This window comes from Massilia violaceinigra (assembly GCF_002752675.1).
GTDB classification, from domain to species: domain Bacteria; phylum Pseudomonadota; class Gammaproteobacteria; order Burkholderiales; family Burkholderiaceae_D; genus Telluria_A; species Telluria_A violaceinigra.
The window spans coordinates 4885208-4903141 of sequence record NZ_CP024608.1 but is presented as its reverse complement, the minus strand read 5'-3'; the positions used below and the strand labels follow the sequence as shown (position 1 = coordinate 4903141).

At 62.9% G+C, this 17934-nt stretch carries 13 protein-coding genes; 2 read left to right on the top strand and 11 right to left on the bottom strand.

Features of this window, described 5'->3' with window-relative positions; translation table 11 throughout:
* Window positions 1–6 precede the first annotated feature (6 nt).
* The 7 genes from CR152_RS21410 to lepB form a co-directional block, all read right to left on the bottom strand.
* Window positions 7–1203 (bottom strand): multidrug effflux MFS transporter, encoded by a 1197-nt coding sequence (locus CR152_RS21410; RefSeq protein ID WP_099878259.1) that lies wholly within the window; start codon window positions 1201–1203, stop codon window positions 7–9.
* A gap of 102 nt (window positions 1204–1305) precedes the next feature.
* Window positions 1306–2049 carry a DsbC family protein gene (locus CR152_RS21405; RefSeq protein ID WP_099878256.1) on the bottom strand — a complete coding sequence of 248 codons (744 nt, stop codon included), beginning with the start codon at window positions 2047–2049 and terminating at the stop codon, window positions 1306–1308.
* 101 nt (window positions 2050–2150) lie between these two features.
* A complete protein-coding gene (locus tag CR152_RS21400) occupies window positions 2151–4916 on the bottom strand; it encodes a membrane dipeptidase (RefSeq protein ID WP_099878253.1) in 2766 nt (921 codons plus the stop codon).
* Window positions 4917–4994: 78 nt separating this feature from the next.
* Window positions 4995–6017: a phospholipase C/P1 nuclease family protein gene (locus tag CR152_RS21395; RefSeq protein WP_099878249.1), complete on the bottom strand. Its 1023-nt coding sequence runs from the start codon at window positions 6015–6017 to the stop codon at window positions 4995–4997.
* A gap of 30 nt (window positions 6018–6047) precedes the next feature.
* On the bottom strand, window positions 6048–7421 hold the full coding sequence (locus tag CR152_RS21390; protein WP_099878246.1) for a DUF4785 domain-containing protein: 1374 nt from the start codon (window positions 7419–7421) through the stop codon (window positions 6048–6050).
* 15 nt (window positions 7422–7436) lie between these two features.
* On the bottom strand, window positions 7437–8309 hold the full coding sequence (locus tag CR152_RS21385) for a Fes1 domain-containing protein (RefSeq protein ID WP_099878243.1): 873 nt from the start codon (window positions 8307–8309) through the stop codon (window positions 7437–7439).
* Between the two features lie 223 nt (window positions 8310–8532).
* Complete coding sequence (gene lepB, locus CR152_RS21380; protein ID WP_099878240.1) at window positions 8533–9201, bottom strand: signal peptidase I; 669 nt, start codon at window positions 9199–9201, stop codon at window positions 8533–8535.
* Between the two features lie 187 nt (window positions 9202–9388).
* Between lepB and CR152_RS21375 the strand changes: the two genes are divergently transcribed.
* Window positions 9389–9991, top strand: coding sequence for a hypothetical protein (locus CR152_RS21375; RefSeq protein ID WP_099878237.1), 603 nt, complete (start codon window positions 9389–9391; stop codon window positions 9989–9991).
* Between the two features lie 423 nt (window positions 9992–10414).
* Window positions 10415–12877 carry a patatin-like phospholipase family protein gene (locus tag CR152_RS21370; protein ID WP_157778638.1) on the top strand — a complete coding sequence of 821 codons (2463 nt, stop codon included), beginning with the start codon at window positions 10415–10417 and terminating at the stop codon, window positions 12875–12877.
* 144 nt (window positions 12878–13021) lie between these two features.
* On the opposite strand, the gene CR152_RS21365 is transcribed toward CR152_RS21370, so the two are convergent.
* From CR152_RS21365 to ppsA, 4 genes are all read right to left on the bottom strand, one after another.
* The gene (locus tag CR152_RS21365; protein WP_099878230.1) at window positions 13022–13816 is read right to left on the bottom strand and encodes an SDR family oxidoreductase; all 795 of its coding nucleotides are present in this window, start codon (window positions 13814–13816) and stop codon (window positions 13022–13024) included.
* Between the two features lie 9 nt (window positions 13817–13825).
* A complete protein-coding gene (locus CR152_RS21360; RefSeq protein WP_370663827.1) occupies window positions 13826–14725 on the bottom strand; it encodes an SPFH domain-containing protein in 900 nt (299 codons plus the stop codon).
* Window positions 14726–14770: 45 nt separating this feature from the next.
* Window positions 14771–15193 (bottom strand): NfeD family protein, encoded by a 423-nt coding sequence (locus CR152_RS21355; protein WP_099878224.1) that lies wholly within the window; start codon window positions 15191–15193, stop codon window positions 14771–14773.
* A gap of 229 nt (window positions 15194–15422) precedes the next feature.
* Entirely contained in the window at window positions 15423–17855 is a 2433-nt protein-coding gene (ppsA, locus tag CR152_RS21350; protein WP_099878222.1) for a phosphoenolpyruvate synthase, read from the bottom strand.
* Window positions 17856–17934 lie beyond the last annotated feature (79 nt).

Genomic DNA, 17934 nt, shown 5'->3' with positions numbered 1-17934 from the left:
CGGACGTCACGCCACCTGCACCGCCGGCCGCGCCACCCTCAGGCTCAGGCGCCAGCACAGGAAGCTCAGCACCAGCGAGCCGCCCACCCCGCACGCCAGTTTCAGCGCGCTGTCGAACAGCAGCGGCGCCAGCATGCCCGACACCAGCGCAAACGCCATCATCTGGATAAACGACATCATCGACGAGGCCAGCCCGCGATTGTCCGGAAACAGCGACAAGGCGCCGACCTGAATGGCCGGCATCGCCACCGCCAGTCCGAAGGTGTACACCGCCAGCGGCAGCACCGCCCACGGCACCTGCGCCACGAACATCAGGTTGTAGGCAATGCTGATCACGCTGCCGGCCGCCATGATGCCAAACCCCAGCCACATCATGTTGGCCGGTGCGATCCGCGCGGTCGCCTTGCCGCCCCAGGCCGAGCCGACCACCATGCCGCCGATCATGGGAATGAACAGCCACGCGAACGCGGTTTCCGGCAGGTGCAGGATATCCATGATGAAATTGGCAGCCGCGCCGATGTACAGCGACAAGCCGCTGAACGCCAGTCCCACAGCCAGCGACAGCAGGAGAAACTGCGGATGGCGCAGCACCTTGAGATAGTTTTTCGCGATTGCAATGCCATGAAAGGCATGGCGCTGGGTCTTCGGCAAGCTCTCCGGCAAGCCGCGGTACACCAGCAGTAGCATCAGCACGCCGAACACGGCCAGGAACACAAACGTCGAGCGCCAGCCGAAATGCACGTGCAGATAGCCGCCCAGCACCGGCGCGATGGCCGGGGCCAGCCCGAATACCATCATGATGTGCGACATGATGCGCTGCGCATGTGCCTGATCGTGCGAAAAGCGGTCTTGCACGATGGCCTGCCCGATCACCGGGCCGGCGCCCGCCGCCAGCCCCTGCAGCGCGCGGCAAGCGAGCAGCACGCCGAAGCTGGGCGCAAACGCGGCCCCGAGCGAGGCCAGCGTGTAGACCACCAGCGAAATCAGGATCACCGGACGGCGCCCGAACGAATCGGACAGCGTGCCGTAAAACAGCATCATGAACGCAAAGGTGAACAGGAACACGCTGAGCGTTTGCTGCACCGCCAGCGGACCGACCGCGAATTCGCGTCCGATCGCCGGGATGGATGGCAGATAGGTATCGATCGCGAGCGCACCCACCATTCCGATACAAGCCAAAATGACTGTTAACATTCGCTGCATGCCAGACGTGCCTTATTCAAAAACGGCACCGCGACAGTGCGGGCAACCGAGCCCGTAATTTTACCGGCATTTTGGAAACGTCACCGGGCCCGGCAGCGATTGCTACTTGCCCCCTGCCAGGCGCGCTTCGATGCGTTCGGCGGGAATATAGCCCGGGGTCCTGGTATTGGACTGGAACAGGATGGCCGGCGTGCCGTTCAGGCGCAGCTTGTGATACAGGGCGGCGTTGCGTTCGAGCGGCGTGGCGCAGTCGGTGGCGGCCGGCAGCGGGCTGTTGTCGGTCATGTGCGAGACCCAGGTCTTGGCCGGATCGGGCGAGCAGAGAATCGCCGCCGATTTAACAGCCGAATCGGCCGCCATGATCGGCACCAAGAAGGTGTAGACGGTCAGATTGTCCACTTTTTTCAGCTCGCCGATGAGCTTGCGGCAATAGCCGCAGTTCGGATCCTCGAAGGTGGCGATCACGCGCGAGCCGTCGCCGCGCACGGTCTTGATCGCGTCTTTCAGCGGCAGATCGGCAAACTCGAACTTGCCCAGTTCATTGTTGCGCTGTTCGGTCAGGTTTTCCTGGGTGCGGGTATCGATCGCGGTCACGTCGAAGAGAACGAAGGACCCGGTTTTGTCGGTATAGATCAGGCCCCTGGGTGTTACCACTTCCAGCAGGGTGCCGAATTTACTGGGCGAAATCTTCTCGATCGGAACATTGCCGAGCAAGGGGGCGACCGCCTTCTCGACATCGGCGTAGGGTTTGAGGGGCTTGGCGGGCGTGGCGGGCGTGGCCGCATGGACGGAACCGCCCAGGGCCAGGCCGAGCAAGGCCGCCGGCAGGCTTAATTTAATGAACATGGTGCTCCAGACATCAGGTGGCGGATCGGTAGGAAAAACGCCCCGCCGCAACGCCGGCCAAAGGCAGCGTCGCGGCGATGCGCCGGTGCATTGACGGTAGCTTAGGGCACGGACGTGCTCTTGGCAACCGCTTGCTCCCACATGCGGATATAGCTCTCAGCCGAATTCATCAGCGGCGCCAGGTCAGGCTGGCGCAAGCCCTGGGTGCGCAGGTCGGCGATAAAGTCGGGCAGCATGCCGATATGCGCCAGGCCATCGGCGTTGATATCGAGGGTGCGTTCGCCAACCTTGCTGCGATTCATGAGCGACGGGCTGCCCTTGACCGCAATGCTCAGCGGGTACTGGGTCGGATTGACTTGCGCACCGCCCACATCCTTCTGGAAGAAACAGCCGTCGCTGCCGAAACGCGGCGCCGGTTCGCCGGCAAAGCCGTTGAAGTCGGTACTGAAGCCGATCCGGCCATTCGGCCCGGCCAGCGACAGCAGGTGCAGATAGGTCTGGGCGAAGGTCTGCGAGGTAGCGCCGCAATCGTGCTGCACCACCGGCAGGCCGGGGCGATGCGCGGTCGGCGTCGCATCGCGATGGCCTTGCGCCGTGATCAGCGACACCATGCCGCCGCCAGCGAGGATGCGCTTGACCTCGTCGTCCTTGAGATTGCCCTCGTGACGCCGCTCGCCGCCCGCCGCCGAAGCGTCGACCAGGCCCACGTGGCCGCTGATGACCGGGTACCCGTGCTGCTCGGTCATCGTCATCGTGTCGCGGAAGGTCAGGCGGTCCATGTGGTCGACATCGATCAGCATGCCGCGCTTCATCATGCCGCGAATGAGCGCCTTGCCCGAGGGTTTGAGCGCGATATTGCCGCAGCTTTGCGCATAGCCCTCGGCCGAACAATCGCGCGATGCGCTGTCCCAGGTGCCCATGTTATACAGCGCGGCGCCGCCGAAAGCGTTTTCCTTGAAATGGATCGGATGCAGGTGGCGCACGCCCATGGCGAAGTACTTGTTCAACTGGGTTTCGACAAAGGCCGCGTCGCAGTTCTTGACACCGTCGCCGAACATGCCATCCTTGTCCGAGTAGCAGTCGAACAGATGGTCTACCTCGATGCCCAGCACCACCGCCAGCTTGCCCTGCGCATTGACCGCGCGCGCCTCGGCCGGGGTCTTGACGATGCGGTACCAGCCCAGGCCCGCGCCACCGGCCTTGTTGTCGATATGCTGCTGCATCCTGAACGCCTCGGCCAGCTGGAGGTCGACCGCTTCCATGTCTTCCTTGGTGCGGCCGTCGGCCTTGGGGGCGAAGATCGGAAAGCCGAAGATATCCTGGTTGTTCACCGCATGCATGACCATCAGGCGCAGGCCGCCGTCGACCGCGCGTTTCAGCCAGTCTTCGTAGATCTGCTGGTGCGTCAGGCTGTTCCAGCGCGGCCAGCCGTCGAATTGCGGGAAGCCGCCCACATGGTGGCCTGGTCCGGTGCTGCCCTCGGCGCCACCGATGATATTGCCCACGCTATCGAGCGAGCCGCCGGGACCGTGCACCGGGTCGCACCATGCCAGCGCTTCCTCGATCGGGCCGAATGGCTTGCCCGCAAAGGCGCGCCCGCCGAAGCCCAGGTGCGCCATCTGGTGCGCGTGGGTGTCGGCAAAGCCCGTCGCCGGCGGCGCGCAGGTACACGACATGGCGGTCGCTCCCGCATACAGCGAGGCCGGTTTTTCTCCGCAGGTGATCGCCTTGCCGGCATTCGGGCCATCGTTGATCGAGCCCTTGACGCAGGCGCCGGTCGGAAAACCCCAGTTACCGGTGCTGTTGGCGCACACGTCGTTGCAGCTCAATTCCACGTGGGCGGTCGACTTGATGAACGATCCCACCGGCGCGGCGACATTGCTGTCGTTGGCCGGGCTGCAGGTGCTGTCGAATACTTCGAATTCGCCCATATCGGGCGCAGTGCAGCGGGTCGGCCGCTTGAAGGCGATGTCGCCCGACGGGCCGTGGATGGTGGCGCCGGTCTCCGTGCACGCTTTGGCGAACGTCAACCCGAAGTCGCCGAGATTATCCATATTGAGCTTGGCCGTGAAGATGCGGCGCCCAGAATCGGAACAGCGGCCCTTGGTCACGTTGGTCCACTTGGGCGCGCAGCTGCTGTCGTTGACATTGAATTCGCCCCACTCGCCGGTGACCTGTTTGACGCAGCGGTCCGGCTTGGCGAAGGCCTGGCCGGCGATGTTGGCGCTGGTGTGCTGGCACGAGTAGTCCCAGTCGGCGTAGGTATTTTCCAGGCGCGCCGTGTACAGGCGCTTGCCGTTGGCGCTGCACTGCTTCTTTTCGGGCGGGCCGAAGGTCGACTGGCAGGAGCCATCCATCGAATCCCATTCGCCCCATTCGCCGGTGCCCTTGTTCAGGCAGCGGTCGGGAAAGCGCGGCTGCTCCCAGCCGGCGATGTTGGCCACCTTGACGCTGCGGCAGGCGGTTTCCCAGCTCATGCCCGGCGGGACGAAGTTGACCCGTGCGGAATACACGCGTGCGCCGAACTTGGTGCCGGAACAGGCGCCCTTCTCCACCGGGTGGAACGATGGCGCGCAGCTGGCGTCGGGCACATTCCATTCGCCCCACCAGCCAGCCAGCGCATAACTGACGCAGCGGTTCGGCAAGGCGGTCAGGGAGGTGCCGCCGACCTTGACCCCGACCACGCTCTTGCAGACCTGGTCCAGGGTCATATTGCCGGTGCCGCCCTTGATCTTGGCCGACCACTGGCGCGTGCCGTTGGCCTGGCAGCTATCCTTGACGTAGCTGTCCCACGTCGGCCCGGCCTGCGCGCTGGCCGCGCCAAGCAGCAGCACGGACAGCAACGGGATGGTAGTTAAACTCTTCATTTTGAATTCATCATTTCTTTTTTTATTTTGTAAGTGGAGGAATGGCACCGGCGCTGCGCCGATGCCGGTAAAGCGGATTTAGATGGCCATGCGTTCGGCGGCGCGGTCGAGCAGGCGCACCACCAGCGCGATCGAATGCGGCACCATTTTTTTGGCGACGCCGCGGCGCACCGCGTGGTCGCTCGACGACAACACCGCGCCGCCGTACTTGTACGAGTAGGTGCCGCCCTGGGTCAGCATGGCGCGGATGTCGGTGGCGTTGGCCGCCAGCGGCGTGAAGTCCGCCAGCGCGGCCAGCACCAGCGCCGGGTCGTTCAGCTTTTCGCTGTTGTAGTAGTCGGTGACCCAGTTTTCCCAGCCCGAGTGGTTATTCGCCAGCGTGCCGAACGTGTGGTGCGGCTGCAGCAGGTCGGTGGTGTGCAGCACGAAGCCGAGGGTCTGGGCCGACGGCGCCTGCAGGAAGCGGCTGAAGAAATACTGGCCCAGGTTGTCGATCGGCTGGAACGGGAACGCCTGGTAATCCTCGTACATGGCGCGCGTCGAGTAGCTGCCCTGGCGGTAGCGCGCTTCGGTGATGCCGTAGCTGTTGTACTTGGACGAATCGCCGAACCAGCCACCCATGTTGCCAGGGCCGTCGTCGAGGTAGTCGTTGACCAGCCATGTCGCCGCCAGCGTATCGATATCGCCGGCATTGTTCATCTTCTGGTAGTTGTAGCCACCGAAGTCGTTGCCATGCACGTCAGCGCCATGGGTATGGCTCTGGAAATGCCAGTAAGAGGTATAGCGAGCCAGGTCCGAACCCGCGCCCCATGCCGGCGAGGTCTGGCAATTGCCGGTGGTGGCGCCGCACAGATAGGTATCCTGGAAGTAGTCGACGTCGTGCGCGCCCTGCCCGATGGCTGCGGCGAATTGGTCCATCGTGTAGCCGGCCTTGTTGACGCCTGCGAGCAGCTTGGCGTACTTGGTCTGGTTCGGGTGCGTCTTCATGAATTGCACCGCGTCGAGCACGATCTGGCGGTGGGTTTCGGTGTTCCACGCCTTGGCGGGGAGGCAGGCGGCCATGGCCAATGCCAGTGGTACCAGCTTGATTACAGCTTTCATACGGCATTTCCTTCGGTGGTGGTGAGTAGCTTATTGCGCAGGTTTGCGCGGAATCGCCGCAGTGCCGGCAGCGGCGCTTTGCGCGACGCACAGGCCGGTGCGCAGCGCTTCGCGCTCGTCGATGATCAGGCCGCGCTGCTGGCGATGCAGCAGCCCGAGCCGGCTCTGGTCGAGCAGGCTGAGGTCGCGCAGTTCGTACGGTCCGCGCACGCCGGCCAGCAAGGCCGCGTCGTACGCCAGTTCGATGTTGCCGGCGCCCGGTTCAAGCCAGGCCGCCGAATGCGCCACCGCTACTGGCGCCATGGCGCCGTTGACCATGCCGTACAGGAGCGCGCGCACTTCGTAGCGCCCGCCCGCGCCGACCTCGACGCCGAGGCGCGCGACCAGCTTGTCGGTCTGGTCGATCAGGTTGACGTTGCCGTCGAAGCGCGCCTGCGGCATGGCGACCGCCACGCCCATGCGCAGGGTGCGTTTCACAGCCGTGTTGCCGCTGCCCGCTTCGGCCCCCGCCCTCACCTCCCACAGGCCTGGCGCCGGGTTTTCGTCGGCGTTGAGCTGGTGGCGCGCCGTCAGCATGCCGTCGCGGCCGCGCTTGAACTCCAGCGGAAACGTGCGTCCGGCGGGCGAGACCAGCACGGCGGCCATCTTGTCGAGGGTGCGGCGTTGCAGGGCGGCGCCAGGCATTGCGGCCCGTGCCGCCGGCTCCAGCGCATCGGCATGGATCACCAGTTCCTGGCCGTGCAGGTAGTGAACCGCGTCGGTGCGCAGGGTCAGCGCGACCGTGCTTGCCGGCTCGACGACGTTGACCAGGTAGCGCGCGCCCGCATCGGCGGCGGGAGCATCGGCCCGCAGCGTGAAGCTGCCCGCGCCCAGCGACGGATGCAGCCGGAACGCCGAGGTGCCCTGGGCGAAGCCATGGCCGGACTTGGCCAGGCGGTCGGCGTCGACCAGCATGTCCATGCCGGTGCCGTTGTTGAAGTCCCTGCCCTGCGCGGTGCGCACGCGGATGGCGCGCGGATCGATCGGCTTGGCGCCGCGCGCACTGGCCGCGCCGGTCGGCTGGACCCGGACCACGGCCTGCGCCGCGCTGGTGCGGATCGCCACTCCAGCGGCCAGTTCGGCGCCGCTCACTTCGGTGTAGTACTCGCGGCTTTCGCCGACAAATGGCACGGGTTTGGCCAGCGGCTGCGCACCGGCAGCCCAGCTGACGGCGACCGCGTCGCGCCGGCCTTCAGGCGCCGCCATGACCATGCTCATGCGGCTGGAGCGGGCCAGCGCGGCTGGCGCCGCAAGGTCGCCGGCCTGGGCCGGCAGCAGTTCCAGGCGGCTGGCCGCGCCGGCGCTGGCGCAAAGGGTGCCCAGCAAAACGGGCAGGAGGAAGGACAGTTGATGTTTGGTGGTCATGATCGTGAGTCCCGGTTACAGATCGTTGCGCAGGAGAGCGTCGAGGCCGAAGCAAGGGCGGCGGCTCTGGTTGTGCGACAGGGTTTCGCCGCCCAGCTTTGCCTTGTCCTGGAACCAGGTGCTGCCCGCGCCGGTCTGGCTGGCGCACGACAGGAAGCCGTCCGAGCAGGCCGGCAGCCAGGCCTGGGTGATTTCCAGCCCCAGCTGGGTGGGATAGCCGCCGCAGTAGCTGGCGCTGTCGAAGACCATGGTCTTGACGTCCGTGCCGACCACCGCATAGAAGTTCTTGGGCAGCGCCGGGCGGCCTGCCGTGCCGTACATCCAGGTGGCGTTGTAGTTCGCCATCCAGCTGACCTGCTGCATGCGCACCGCGTCCGACTTCTGGCCCATCAGCCAGCCCAGCGAGGACTCGAACACGTTGCCACTGATGGTGGCGTCGGCCAGCGGGGTTCCCAGCGAGGATGGCGCCAGCGCGTTGACCCAGCGGATGGTCTTGATGATGCCGGGGAAGCGGCTGTCCTGGGTCGGGTTCGACATCAGCCAGCGCATCATGTTGCCGCCGTGGGAATGGGTCTCGACCACCATGTCGGTGATGTTATTGGCGGCGATGAAGGCGCTCAGCTGCTTGCCTAGGCATCCGCTCGCTTCCGGCGCCCAGGCATACTTGGAAAAGTCGCACGCCACGACCACGTACAGCGCGGGATTGGGCAAGCCCTTGCGCACCGCGTCGATCATCTCGCGGGTCCAGTATTCGTTGGTGGCGTCGGGGTGGTTGCCGGTGCCGTGCACAAACGCCACGCCGGTGTTGCCGGCGCTCGCCGCCACGGGAAAAGCGGCCGCCAGCGCCAGTGCGCAAAGGCGCGCGCGCCATCGCTCGTTGAGAATCATCTTGTTGTCTCCCTGTTTTTATCGTAAGAAAAGTACGGCATGGGCCGGGACCATGGTTGGCCGGCCTCCGGTTACGCAGGGAGGAAAGGTGGATTTATCCGTCCGCGCATCGGGGACTGCTACGATGCATCAGACGGAGTTACCGATTGAATACGGATAAAGAATGCAGGGAAATTGTATTAAAACTACAACAGCTACTTGTTGGCGATGGCGGTAGGCCGGCTCAGGGCATCTTCATGCCGAAGCGTTCCATGCGCGGCATCCAGTTGCCGTCGATGTCTGCCGACGCCAGGATGCGCTCGGCGCGCCCGATCAGCAGATGGCGCGGCACCATGCCGACCATGCGCGAATCGGCGCTGCGGTCGCGGTTATCGCCCAGCATCATGAACTGATCCCTGGGCACGGTCACCGGCCCGAAGTTGCGCAACGCCATCAGTTCCGGGATGACTTGAATGCGGCGGCGGTGGCCATCGAAGGTTTCATCGATACGCTGAGCGGCGATGGGGGCCGCGTCGGCGAGCGGCTCCATGGCCGTGCCGGCCGCTGCGTAGCTGGCGCTTTGGCCATTGATGATCAGCTGTTCGTCGCGCATTTCGACGATGTCGCCGGGCAGCGCCACCAGCCGCTTGATGAGGCGGGTACCATCAGTGGGCGACGAAAACGTCACCACGTCGCCGCGCCGCGGCTCGCCCACGCGCGCCAGCACCACATCGGTCAGCGGGATCTTGACGTTATACGCGAGGCGGTTGACGAAGACGACATCGCCTTCGAGCAGGTTCGGACGCATCGACCCCGACGGAATCGGGTTCCAGTCCGCAATGGCGGTTCGGAAGACACCGAATAACAACAGAAACAGTAACCAACCCTTATTCTCGCGCACCAGCTTTTTCATATCACCCTCCTCTGTTAATGGTGAACAAAGTTATACGCGGACGATCTTTGGCGATGCTTAACGCGGGGCGGCGCTTGTGTGCTTGTACAATGTTGCTTGCGAAAAAATTGTATTACTGCCAAAATCCACGCGACGCTTTTCGCGCCCGGGCCCGGCCCTATCCCTTCATAAGAACATCCTCATCAGCATGAATACACGTCCGCTTTACCTCGCGCTCATCCTTGCCGGCCTCAGCGCCACCGCCCATGCGGGCCTGAACAAATGCAAGGGGGCGAATGGCCACTACACCTTCCAGAACGCACCGTGCGATCTGCCTGGCGCGCGCCCGCAGAAGATGCCGACGCTGGCCGAGCGTAACGCGAAGAGCAAGCTGGAAAGGCAACAGGAGCAACAACGGGAGAAATACGCGGATGACCGGCCGGGCGCGAACTGGGACCCGGCCCGCAAGCCGGGCGCGTCGCTGCCGCCGCTGACGCAGGCCGCGCCGCCGAGCGCACCGGCGGTAGCAGCCAAGTCCGCGCCCGTACCGAAAGCCGCGTCTGGCGCGCCGGCCAAAGGTGATAATCAGCAAAAGCTCGCTGCGGAGAAGATCGACGCCGAGAATGCGAAGATTCGGGCGAGCAACAAGGCGATTGAATGCACGAACGCGCGCCAGCAACTGTCGACTGTCCGCCGCGATGGGCGCGTCGTCCAGATCGACAAAAAGGGGGAGCGCCATTATTTGGCGGACGAAAATCGCAATGCAGCCATCGCCGACGCCGAGCGCGGCGTCGCCCGCGCCTGCGGATAAGTCATTTCAGGGCGCTGAATGTGGTTCCCGCCTGTTGCGCGGGAAGTCCGCCCTAGGGGCGACATGCCCCGGGAAGCGCCGCCAAGCTGACCTTGCAAATATCCGAGGCAAACCAGAATCATCGCTGTCAGGTTAATCGGCATTTGCGGCGCGCGCGCAGCCACGTACGCGTTATGGGCGAGCGACGATGCTGGTAGAGGTAGGCGTACGCGTATGCGAAAAATGATTTCGCCGCTCCTGATGCATCCTTCCAACATGTGACTCTCTGCGCCCCACAGCTGTGGTCGAGATAGGACCACTGTCTTGGGATTTTTGTTGGGAATTGTCCAACGACCATAAAAACCAGCTTCGGAAGCGCCAAAAGGGTGAGAATGAATTGTTTTTAGGACATTTTTACCGTGAAATCTTCCAGAGGAGCGAGAAATGTTAGGATGTAACGGAAATATCAGCTGGCTGACTATCGTAGTCGCCAGCGTTATCGGGTTGAGCGGTTGCGTCACAACATATCCGGAAAACGAATCCACACTGCCGTTTACGTATCCATTGCCTCATTGCGATGACGCGGCACTGCAAGCAGCGGCTGCCGAGGTGGTAAGGATGAATGCACCTCAGCGGCTATCAAAACAAAACGTCTGCGTCACGGCCCCGCTCGGCGAAGACGCGGCGCTGCAAGCGGCCGCTTCCGAAGTAGCAACGATTAATGCACCTCAGCAGCGATCAAAGCCAAACATCTGCGTCACAGCGCCGCGCTCTCCCAACATCGTCCTCGGCGTGGTCAACGGCGAAGGCGAGGCCGGCAGCGAAGAAAAGGCGCGGCTAGAGGCGCAGGCATTCACCTGCGAGGAGCGCCGCTTGCGCGAACACCTGGAGCGGCCGTTTATGCCGGAAAAAGCCGCTCCGTCGACATGGGGCATTGCCTTGTCGGGAGGCGGAAGCAAGGCGTCCGCGTTCGCCATCGGGGTGTTGGCCGGCCTCTCCGATCACGGCTTGCTGGATAAGGCGGACTTTATCAGCAGCGTCTCAGGCGGCGGCTACGCTGCCTATTTCTATTACGCGCATCGTCTGTTTCCGCATGTGCGAGCCGGAACCCGTCCGCTCGCCGGCAACGATGATCTTTATCGCGATTGCGTCGCACTGGAATCAGGCCTGGTATCGAAAGAAGTAAAAGAGCAGATCGTCCAGGTAAACCATTGTGAGCGCCTGCAGTTGGGGTCGAAAGCGGAGAAACCCGAGTTCAAGCAGCAGGATATTCGCTATCAGGCATATCTAAAGTGTTCGCAGGACATGCTGCGCCCGGGCGCCTGCAATATGGATACGACGGTGAACTGGAAGAAGGGAATTTCTCTGGCCAGTATCGGCGGCACGATCCTCACGTTCATTCCGAGCTGGGTTCCCAATGCCATTTTCGATTGGGGATGGTCGACTTCGCCGTCCGCGCGCTCATATAAGGATGGCATCGGGCTTGGATTTGGCGCCACGATGGCCAACCCGGACCCGTATCGCGCCAGCACGTATCAATCGCGCACACGCCATTGCGGAACGGATTCCTCTCCAGGCGACGCGGTGCACGACTGCCGGCCCAACATGTTCGATCCCGATCCGGTTCCGATGACGTTCGACGAATTGCGCACAGGGCTGCTCAAAATGCGTGGGCAAGATGGCAAAGGCCTCCCATTCTGGATTATGAATGCTGCGGCGCCAAAAAACCGGACCTCGGCTGCATGGCTGACGCGCGGACGCGAGGATATTACCAACAGCGACATGTTCGAGATGACGGCGGTCAGCCATGGATCCGGCCGATACGGCTATGTTTCGGCCTCGCCCGCAATTCACGATATGTCGGTGCTCGATGCGGTTGCGGCTTCCGCCGCGTTCATGGATGGGGCCCAACTGGTCTACAAAAGTCCACTCGTCCGTACGCTGGCGGGCTTGGGGCTGAATGCCACCAACGCCGACTGGGGCCTGGACATCGCAAACTATAATGTGTCGACGCAGCGCCGGACAACGTACCGTTTTCTGCCATTCCCACTCTACTATTTGGATGGCACATCGGCGACGACCCCGGAACGGAAAGATCGCGAACGTTCTGTTTTCATCCGTCTGATCGATGGTGGCAATGCTGAAAATCTTGGCGTCTATTCCTTGTTGAAGCGGGGCGTGCGGAACGTCGTCATTTCCGACGCTGCACAGGATGCGCACGGCACGCTTGCCGACATCTGCGGCTTGCGCCAGCGCCTGCTCAATACGCCAGATCGCGTCTTGCCCCGCCATCTTTACGTTCCGGGCCTGAAAGAATTTGTGAGCCATTGCGAATCGTATCAAACCGCGAAATGGGCTTACAACATTTACGGCTGGAATTACACCTATCCCGTCATGCTTGGCTGTATCCGAAAAAATTCTTCATCTGATCCGAATGCGGAATCGTGCGAAGGACTGGGCGACGATGAAATCCGCCTGTTTATCGTCAAGCCAGCGATCAATGTGTCTCATTTTGTCGAGATGCAGCTGGATAAACGGCCAGGTATCAGGCAGGTGTCGGCATGCATGGTGCGCGGCCTGCCAAACCAGGATCCCTCGTTGATCAATTGCGATAGCGCAACCTTCCTGAGGGCGAATGACGGCATTAAATCCGGACGATGCCCACTCTTTCCGCAACATTCGACGGTCTTCGTGACCGCTAACTCATCGGGTACTATTTTTACGGCTTACCGGGAGCTGGCGCGGCAATACGTTGCGACAGTGACGCCGATGATCAGGGATATCACGCAGGGCCAGCGCAGCGGTATTGCGGAATTTGAGCGGGTGGCGCGTGAACAGCTGCGCGTTCCGGTTCAACGCTCCGGAAATGTGTGCCGTCCTTTTTATGAAAGCACGTCGCCATCGTAAAAATATAGACGCCGGATTCGGCGCGGATATCACACCGCCGCGCCGGATCGCTGGCGTGGGGGGGGCGTCGTCAGGGCAATGCCGCAGACGTCTTGAGCCTGTCGTCGACGTGCCCGATGACGACATCGCAATGCCGCTCGCCGGCTACGGCTCCTTCACCGCCGCCAGCGCCATGTTTTCGACCACTCCCGGCGCAACCAGCTTGAGAAAGCGCCCCACCTTGCCTTTGGCGGTCATCACGACCTCGCGCTTGCGTCGCTCCATGCCGTCGACGATCAGGCGGGCGCACTCCTCCACCGACATCGCGCCTTCTTCCTTCAAACTGCTCTTGCCCAGCTGCTGGCCCGCCGCGTTGTAGCCGCGATGGCGGATCTGCGTGGTCACCACGCCCGGATACGCGGTCGTCACGCTCACTCCCGCGCCTTTTAATTCGGCGCGCAGGGATTCGAAAAACCCGGCCATGGCGAACTTGGTCGCCGCATACGCAGTGCGCCCCGGCACCCCGACCAGCCCTGACAGCGACGATACCGCCACGATGCTGCCGCGCGTCGCCTTCAGGTGCGCCAGGGCCGCGTGCGTGCACCACACGCTGCCCCACAGGTTCACGCGCATCAAGTCTTCGTACCAGCCCAGGTCCTGCACCTCCTCGAACAAGGCGTGGGCCGAGCGTCCCGCATTGTTGATCAGGGCATCGATGCGGCCAAAGCGCGCCACGGCCGCGCCAATGAGCGCAATGCACTCGGCCTGCACCGATACATCGGTCGGCACGCACAGCGTCTGCGCGCCGAGCGACTGGCACTGCCCGGCCACCGCATCGAGCATGGCGCCATTGCGGGCCGCCAGCACCAGCGCCACGCCGGCGCCTCCGCGCGCCGCCAGCTGGCGCGCCACTTCGGCTCCGATGCCGTCCGAACTCCCGGTGATGACGATGACGCGCATGGCCGCTCCTTACTTCTGGGTTTTGACGATTTGCATGGCGCTGGCGATCAAGCCGCTCATCTCGCCCAGGTTGGCCGGCACGATGATCGAATTGTTGGTCTTGGCCAGTTCCGAGAACGCATCCACATACTGCTCCGCGACTTTCAGGTTCACCGCCTCCTGCCCGCCCGGCTCGCGGATGGCGGCGCCGATCTGGCGCAACGCTTCGGCGTTCGCTTCGGCCAGCGCCACGATGGCCTTGGCCTGTCCCTCGGCGCGGTTGATCGAGGCTTGCTTCTCGCCTTCGGAGCGGGCAATGGCCGCTTCACGCTCGCCGGTGGCGATGTTGATCTGCTCCTGCTTGCGCCCTTCGGAGGCGGCGATCAGGGCGCGCTTTTCGCGTTCCGCGGTAATCTGGGCCTGCATCGAATGCAGGATTTCCGCCGGGGGCGTCAGATCCTTGATCTCGTAGCGCAAGACCTTCACGCCCCAGTTGGCGGCCGATTCGTCGATGGCGTTGACGATGGTGATGTTGATGTGATCGCGCTCTTCGAAGGTTTTATCGAGTTCCATCTTGCCGATCACCGAGCGCAGGGTGGTTTGCGCCAGTTGCGTGATGGCCGCCAGGTAGTTCGACGAGCCGTACGAGGCGCGCATCGGATCGGTGATCTGGAAGTACAGGATGCCGTCCACCTGCAGCTGCGTGTTGTCGCGCGTGATGCAGACCTGCGGCGGCACGTCGAGCGGAATTTCCTTGAGAATGTGCTTGTATGCGATGCGGTCGATGAACGGCACCACGATGTTCAGGCCCGGAGCCAGGGTCGCATGGTATTTGCCGAGCCGTTCGACCACCCAGGCGTGCTGCTGCGGCACCACGTTGATGGTCTTGAAGACGAACACCAGCGCCACGATGAAGAGAACGATTGTCATCACTCCGAAAACTTCCATAGCTTACCTCTTTCAGTTTGTTGTTATTTATTTGTTGGAGACGATCAGGCGGCTGCCCTGCACTTCAACGATCCGGAAACTGCCCGCTTCGGCCAGTGCGCCGGGACCGAGTTCCACATCCCACGGCGCGCCGCGGTACATCACGCGCGCCTTGCCTTCACTCCAGGTGTCGACGTTGACGCTCTGGCCGATGTCCATGTTCACGTTCGGATCGCGCGCGGTGTTCTGGCGCCCGGGCGCGCCGAAGCGGCTGCGGTGCAGCAGCCCGGTGGCGATCACGCCGACGACGGCCGCGGTCAGGAGCTGGCCCGATGGGCCGTAGCCCATCAGCGCCGCGATGGCGCCGCACGCCACCCCAACGGCGATCATCAGGATGTAGAACGTGCCCGTGAACAGTTCAAAAATTACCAGTGCGCCAGCCAGCGCCAGCCACCACGTCCAGTCAGCCATAACACTCCTCCAGGTTATAAAAAGCAAAAACCCCCGTGGCCCGGGATGGACGACGAGGGTGAGAATTTGTTAGAAAGTCAGTATTTATAATGGTCTTGTTGGATTAACTTTAATGCGCTTAGTCTAGCTGGTTTTGGGGAAGAGTCAACTACTGAATGACGGCCCGCAAATGCAAAACCGCCACTCCTGCCAGCGGCGGGAACGGCGGTTTTGCGTATGAAGACCGGTTTTAGAGCGCGGCCAGCTTCTGCCAGGTATCGATCACCGAATCAGGATTGAGCGACATCGACTCGATGCCCTCGCCCATCAGCCACGCCGCGAAATCCGGGTGGTCCGATGGCCCCTGGCCGCAAATGCCGATGTACTTGCCCTGATCGCGGCACGCCTTGATCGCCATCGACAGCAACGCCTTGACGGCCGGATCGCGCTCGTCGAAATCGGCTGCCAGCAGTGCCATGCCCGAATCGCGGTCCAGGCCCAGGGTCAGCTGGGTCAGATCGTTGGAACCGATCGAGAAACCATCGAAGTACTGCAGGAACTCGTTGGCCAGGATCGCATTCGACGGCACTTCGCACATCATGATCAGGCGCAGGCCATTTTCGCCGCGCTTGAGACCATTCTTGGCCAGCAGGTTGACCACTTTTTCAGCCTGGCCGAGCGTACGCACGAACGGCACCATGATCTCGACGTTGGTCAGGCCCATGTCGTTGCGCACGCGCTTCATGGCGGCGCATTCCATCTCGAACGACTCGGCGAAATCGGGCGACAGGTAACGCGCGGCGCCACGGAAGCCCAGCATCGGGTTTTCTTCATCCGGCTCGTAACGCGAACCGCCGATCAGCTTCTTGTACTCGTTCGACTTGAAGTCGGACAGGCGCACAATCACCGGCTTTGGCCAGAACGCCGCGGCGATCGTGGCAATGCCTTCGGCCAGCTTGTCGACGTAGAATGCCTTCGGCGAGGCATGGCCGCGCGCGACCGACTCCACCGCTTTCTTCAGATCGGCATCGATGTTCGGATACTCGAGAATCGCTTTCGGGTGCACACCAATATTGTTATTGATGATGAACTCAAGACGCGCCAAACCAACGCCGCCGTTCGGGATCGACTGGAAGTCGAACGCCAGCTGCGGGTTCCCGACGTTCATCATGATCTTGGTGGCGATCGGCGGCAGTTCGCCGCGCGCCACTTCCGACACTTCCGTTTCCAGCAAGCCGTCGTAGATCATGCCCTCGTCGCCTTCGGCGCAGGACACGGTCACCAGCATGCCGTCTTTGAGCGTCTCGGTGGCGTCGCCGCAACCCACGACAGCCGGCACGCCCAGTTCGCGCGCGATGATCGCGGCGTGGCAGGTACGGCCACCGCGGTTGGTCACAATGGCGGAAGCGCGCTTCATTACCGGTTCCCAGTTAGGGTCGGTCATGTCGGCCACCAGCACGTCGCCCGGCTGCACGCGTTCCATTTCGGACGGATCGTGAATCACGCGCACGCGGCCCGCACCGATCTTCTGGCCGATGGCGCGGCCCTGCGCCAATACCGTGCCGCTGCCTTTGAGCTTGAAGCGCTGCTGCGCGTCGGTCGGTTTTTGCTGCGACTTGACGGTCTCGGGACGCGCCTGCAGGATGTACAGCTTGCCGTCGCGGCCATCCTTGCCCCACTCGATGTCCATCGGACGGCCGTAGTGGTTTTCGATGATGACGGCGTACTTGGCCAGCTCCACCACTTCGGCGTCGTTGAGCGAATAGCGGTTGCGCATTTCGATCGGCACGTCCACCGTCTTGACCGAGCGGCCAGCTTTGGCCTCGTTGGTAAATTCCATCTTCAGCAGCTTGGAACCGATATTGCGGCGAATGACCGGCGACTTGCCCTGCTCCAGCATCGGCTTGTGCACATAGAATTCGTCGGGATTGACCGCGCCCTGCACCACCGTCTCGCCCAGGCCATAGCTGGAGGTGACGAACACCACGTCCTTGAAGCCGGACTCGGTATCGATGGTAAACATCACGCCGGCGGCGCCCAGGTCCGAGCGCACCATGCGCTGCACGCCGGCCGACAGGGCCACTTCAGCGTGGGTGAAACCCTTGTGCACGCGGTACGAGATGGCGCGGTCGTTGTACAGCGACGCGAACACGTGCTTCATGGCCTCTAACACGTTGTCGATGCCGACCACGTTCAGGAAGCTCTCCTGCTGGCCCGCGAACGAGGCATCGGGCAGATCTTCCGCGGTGGCGGACGAGCGCACGGCGAACGACATTTCGACTTCGGAATCGGCCACCAGGCGCGCGTAGAAGGTGCGGATTTCTTCTTCCAGGCGGGCCTGGAACGGCGTTTCGACGATCCATTTGCGGATCTCGGCGCCGGCCACGGCAAGCGAGCGCACGTCATCGATGTTCAGCCCTTCAAGGCGGGTTGCGATGCGGTCGCCCAGGGACGGGCCGCCGTCGATGCCATGCGCGAGGAAGTCGCGGAAAGCGTCGGCCGTGGTGGCAAAGCCGCCCGGCACGCGTACGCCGGCGCCAGCTAGCTGGCTGATCATTTCGCCCAGGGAGGCATTTTTTCCGCCGACGGATTCCACATCCGTCATGCGTAATGTCTCGAACGATGCGACGTACACACCGGTGCGATCCGGTTCCTTCAATGCTGCGGTAGACAAGTTGGTCATAACAAACACCCTTACTGATAGTAGAAATCTGTTCGCTAGGCGGGGCTGACTATGTTTTCTTGTTATTCTTTGGGTCGTG